This is a genomic window from Pseudoflavonifractor sp. 60 (genome assembly GCF_009911645.1).
Taxonomy (GTDB): Bacteria; Bacillota; Clostridia; order Oscillospirales; family Oscillospiraceae; genus Lawsonibacter.
In genome coordinates this window covers 1-4,352 of sequence record NZ_QWKI01000293.1, presented here as the reverse complement: position 1 = coordinate 4,352, position 4,352 = coordinate 1, and the positions used below count along the sequence as shown (strand labels likewise).

General features: G+C 55.6%; 7 protein-coding genes and 1 tRNA gene. 2 read left to right on the top strand and 6 right to left on the bottom strand.

Features of this window, described 5'->3' with window-relative positions; genetic code table 11:
• Positions 1-17: 17 nt before the first annotated feature.
• The 5 genes from D1646_RS21745 to D1646_RS21725 all read right to left on the bottom strand — a co-directional run bounded on the left by D1646_RS21745 (position 18) and on the right by D1646_RS21725 (position 1,782).
• Positions 18-224 carry a hypothetical protein gene (locus tag D1646_RS21745; RefSeq protein ID WP_160638430.1) on the bottom strand — a complete coding sequence of 69 codons (207 nt, stop codon included), beginning with the start codon at positions 222-224 and terminating at the stop codon, positions 18-20.
• 134 nt (positions 225-358) lie between these two features.
• Positions 359-553, bottom strand: a complete 195-nt coding sequence (locus D1646_RS21740) for a hypothetical protein (protein ID WP_160638429.1) — start codon at positions 551-553, stop codon at positions 359-361.
• A complete protein-coding gene (locus D1646_RS21735; protein ID WP_160638428.1) occupies positions 550-825 on the bottom strand; it encodes a hypothetical protein in 276 nt (91 codons plus the stop codon). The genes D1646_RS21740 and D1646_RS21735 overlap by 4 nt, the downstream gene beginning before the upstream one ends.
• Positions 826-955: 130 nt before the next feature.
• A complete protein-coding gene (locus D1646_RS21730; RefSeq protein WP_160638427.1) occupies positions 956-1,567 on the bottom strand; it encodes a phage antirepressor N-terminal domain-containing protein in 612 nt (203 codons plus the stop codon).
• A 14-nt stretch (positions 1,568-1,581) separates the two neighbouring features.
• Positions 1,582-1,782, bottom strand: a complete 201-nt coding sequence (locus tag D1646_RS21725; protein ID WP_160638426.1) for a helix-turn-helix transcriptional regulator — start codon at positions 1,780-1,782, stop codon at positions 1,582-1,584.
• A 130-nt stretch (positions 1,783-1,912) separates the two neighbouring features.
• On the opposite strand from D1646_RS21725, the gene D1646_RS21720 reads away from it, so the two are divergent.
• Entirely contained in the window at positions 1,913-2,608 is a 696-nt protein-coding gene (locus D1646_RS21720; protein WP_160638425.1) for a LexA family transcriptional regulator, read from the top strand.
• A 106-nt stretch (positions 2,609-2,714) separates the two neighbouring features.
• Positions 2,715-4,133, top strand: coding sequence for a site-specific integrase (locus tag D1646_RS21715; RefSeq protein WP_160638424.1), 1,419 nt, complete (start codon positions 2,715-2,717; stop codon positions 4,131-4,133).
• Between the two features lie 136 nt (positions 4,134-4,269).
• Here the strand turns inward: D1646_RS21715 and D1646_RS21710 are convergent.
• Positions 4,270-4,345 (bottom strand) — tRNA-Thr (locus D1646_RS21710).
• Positions 4,346-4,352 lie beyond the last annotated feature (7 nt).

The following is a 4,352-nucleotide window of genomic DNA, read 5'->3' as shown; positions in this document are numbered from 1 at the left end:
TTTATTTCGCTCATCCTCTAAGCCACGTCCTCCATCTCCTGGATGCTCAGCGTCCCATTGGCCAGCACAGTGGCCTGTACCGTCTTGCCGTCCCGCAGGCGGGCCCGAAAGACGTCCTCCGTCTCCTGCACCACCTGGCAGACCTGGCCGGGCCCGAAGCGCCGGAGCAACTCACGCACCACCTGGCCACCGCTGACCAGGGAACTCTTTGCCGTTTTGTACATAGGAATGTCTCCTTTCCTCTTGTCTGCCGCCAGAGATTGTGGTATCATAGTCCTGCGGCCGATGATTGATAGCTACCGGTTCGTTTGCCCTGTCAGGTCTGGTACACCTGATGGGGCATTTTTGTTGCTGTCAATCACACCTCCCTCCTTACAGTCTGGTTGTTCTCATAGATCGGGCCTGTGCCAGTCCAGGTGTATTCGCAGTCCGGGCCGTACACACCATTGAGCTTATGTGTGGCTTCCTCATTGGTAGCCGCCCACACAATGAGGCTGAGCTTTTCCCCGGTGGCCTTATGCCGCAGGCCCACGTCCCATTTGTACTCAGTCACGATTTACACCTCCTTGTGTCAATCCTCCGGATACCTCCCACGGCGGGGGCTGCCTCCTCGGTGGGCCGGGCCGTCCCCAGCCGCATGAGATCCAAAACATCGTCCAGGTTAATGAGCGCTTTGCGCCCGGCCCATACCACGGGGACAGTGCCATCCTTCGCCAGCTTGCGGATATGGAACTCTGTCACCTCTGTATCAGGGTCAAGCGCCTTGATCTCCGCGACAATCTTTGCCGCCGTCCGCATCCGCGGAATGCTCTTGGTGCCGTCCATCGTTTTGCCTCCTTTTCCGCTTGTCAGCCAGCAGGAGGATGTGATATAATCCACCTGTGGCCTTTTTGTTAGTTTTTATTGGGTCGCTAGCCCTGTCAGGTGTCGTTACCATCTGGCGGGGCATTTTTATTCACAGAAAATCCTCCAGGTTTACAAAGGTCCTCTCAACTCTCAGATTAAAAGAAGGCTTGTCCTGACGAAGTTCCTCCACCTTGGGGATATTAAAGCCGCCTTTCTCCAGAAAGCCCAGCACATAGGGCAATCGTTCGTTCCGGCAGTCAGAAGCCAGCCGAGCCGCCGTGATGTAGTCATCTGTGGTAAGGGCCCGATGCTCCACAGGGGCAGGAGTGGCGGGCTGCTGTTTGCTCTGAGGAAGGAAAGCCGCCGCCAGTACATCTTTGGCCTTGAGTTGGTATTGCTCCAGCCTCGCCGCCAGTTCCGGGGTCTCGCGCTCCATCCTTGGCGTGATGGCGATTTTCGCCAGCCAGAGGGGAACGTAGTCCAGCTTGAGGCAGAGAGTCCGCTGAGTACCTCCCTTGGTAGGGAGGATCAAATTTGATCCCCCTTTGGAGAGAACCGTATCCTCTTGGATGTTGGCAATCTGCCGTTTCCGCTGGCCCTCGCTAAAGCCGATGCCATCGCACATCCAGCGGACACCCGCCCAAATCTGCCCGTCGTTGTCACGGGCTGCCATGAGTTCCGTGCCCATGAAGGGCACCTTTCTTACTTCGAGTTCGTTCATTGTCTTGCCCCTTTCTAATTATTAGCTTCGACGATTTCCTCCGGGTCCACGCCTAATGCCATAGCAATACAGCCCACGGTTTTAGGCAGAACTTCCTCGCCCTGGCGAATACGGGTCAGCGTCTGTTGCGATACATTTTTCTCCCTACGCAAGTCCCGCATATTCAAGCACCGACGAGCAAGGGCCAAGTCCAATTTCTGATTGTCGATTTTCACGCACATTCACCCCCTTTTCGTGCCTTATAGGCACACTATACTATATCATCCCGTGCCTGTCAAGCACTTTTTCATTTTCGCTTGACATTTTTGTGCTTTTAAGTTACATTTGTTTTAGGAGGTGACTATTTTGGACTTTACTGGAATACGCAAGGCACGAAAAAAGGCCGGAATTACGCAAGATGGTCTTGCATCTCTTCTAGGAATCAATCGTGCAACCGTGTCGAAATATGAGAGCGGGCAAATTGAGCCATCCCTCTCACAATTAGGCAAAATTGCAAAGACGCTAGGTACTACGGTCTCTGAAATGATGGGTCCCGATTGGGACGGCTGGAGCAGGCTAGATACCTCGGATGCCTTTTCAACAGAAAAAGCGCCCACCCCGGAGGGTGAGCGCAAACCGCTCCCAAAAGATATAGAAACCATCGACTTCTCCAAATATCACAAAATTCCCATCCTGGGGCGCATCTCCGCTGGGCTTCCTTTGTACGCAGATGAGCATATAGAGGGCTATACCATCACCGACCTAAACGGCGGCGCAGAATACTTTGGCCTGCGGATACACGGGGACAGCATGAACGCCCTGCGTATCAATGAGGGTGATATCATCATTGTGCGCCGCCAGGAAGATGTAGAGCAAGGGGAAATCGCTGTTGTGTTGGTAGACGAGGAGGACGCCACAGTGAAGCGGTTCTATTCGTCCGACACCACCGTTACCCTCATGCCCCAGTCCACCAATCCAAAGCACAAGCCCCAGATATATGACCTCAATAGGACTGCGATCCGTGTTTTGGGCAAGGTTGTTAAAGTTGAGTTTACGCTATAAACAAAAACCGCCCCCAGTGTTGGTAGCACTAGGAGCGGCTAAAGGAGCAACAAACTTTCCAAGGCCTGTTGCTCCTCTATTTTATCATAGAAATGGAGGAATTTCAATGGCAACCATCCAAAAACAGGGAAAAGGTTATAAAATCACGGTTTCGCAAGGGTACAGCTACAACGGCAAGCGGCTCCGTCAGTATATGACGTGGGTACCGGAACCGGGGATGTCTGAGCGGCAGATCAAGAAGGAACTGGAGCGGCAAGCCGTTCTGTTTGAGGAGAAGGTTTTGAGCGGGGCCACCTCCAACGGCAACATGCGCTTTGCCGACTTTGCGGAGAAGTTCATGACAGAGTATGCCCAGCTGTACCTCAAGCCGAAAACCATAGCCACCTACACGGCGCACCTTCAGCGCATCAACCAGGCCCTCGGCCATATCCGGCTCTGTGACCTCCGTACCGGCCACATCAACAGCTTTTACCAAAACCTCCAGGAGAAGGGGATCCGCAACCGCACCACCGCCCTTTGCAAAATTGACCTACGGGAGCGGATTGGGACGCAGCGCGGAGCTCTGACCGCTTTTGCCGACCGCGCCGGCGTCAGCCGGGCCACCGTCAAGCAGGCCATAGACGGCAAGCCCATCAACCGAGAATCCGCTGACGCTATCGCCCTGGCCGTGGGGATGAAGACCGGCAGGGCCTTTACCCTCACCACCCACGGAGAACCGCTGGCCCCGGCAAGTGTAATCTCCTACCACCGTACCCTCTCCTCCGTCCTCTCCCGGGCGGTCAAGTGGGGCTATATTCAAATCAACCCGGCAGACGCAGCGGAAAAGCCCAGCCTGGGCGGCCATGAGGCTGCCTATCTGGAGGAGGACGACGCCCGGCGGCTCCTGGAGTTGTTGCAGGCCGAGCCGGTCAAGTGGCGGGCCCCCATTACCTTTGATCTGCTCTCCGGCCTGCGCCGGGCGGAACTGCTTGGCCTCCGCTGGCAGGACGTAGACTTGGACGGGCATACCATCACCATCCGCCAGACCTCCAACTATCTGCCCGGAAAGGGGGTCTATGTCGGCACACCGAAGACCACCACCTCGGCCCGGCCTCTGCCCATCTCCACCGCGGCTATTATGTTGCTGTTGGAATATAGAGCCTGGCAGGACATTAGGCGGGAGCAGCTGGGGGACGCCTGGGAGGATCAGGACGGGCGGGTGTTCACCACCGACACCGGGGCACCCATGTTCCCCGACAGCCTGACGCAGTGGTTCAGCGGCTTTATTGCCCGGTCTGGTATGCCGAAGGTGACGGTTCACAGCCTGCGGCACACATACGCCTCCCTGATGATTGCCGATGGTGTCCCCCTGGTGGTTGTCTCCCGGCAGCTGGGCCACGCCCAAGCCAGCACTACAGCCAACATCTACGCCCACGCCATAGCCTCCGCCCAAGCTAAAGCCATGCAGACCTTTGACCGATTCAATGACATTGTAGGAACTGAAAAGCCGCCCGAAAAGGGCATGAAAAAAGCGGCTGGGGATTGATTTCCCGGCCGCTCAACTGTGTATTTTGTGATAGACATTTGCCAGATTGGACGCTAAATGGACGCTAAATCCGAAAATCCGGGGCTATCGGAGAAATAAGAAAAGCCTTGTATCCGTTGCGGCACAAGGCTTTTTGTGGAGCTGCTACCCAGATTTGAACTGGGGACCTCATCCTTACCAAGGATGCGCTCTACCGACTGAGCTATAGCAGCAAACATT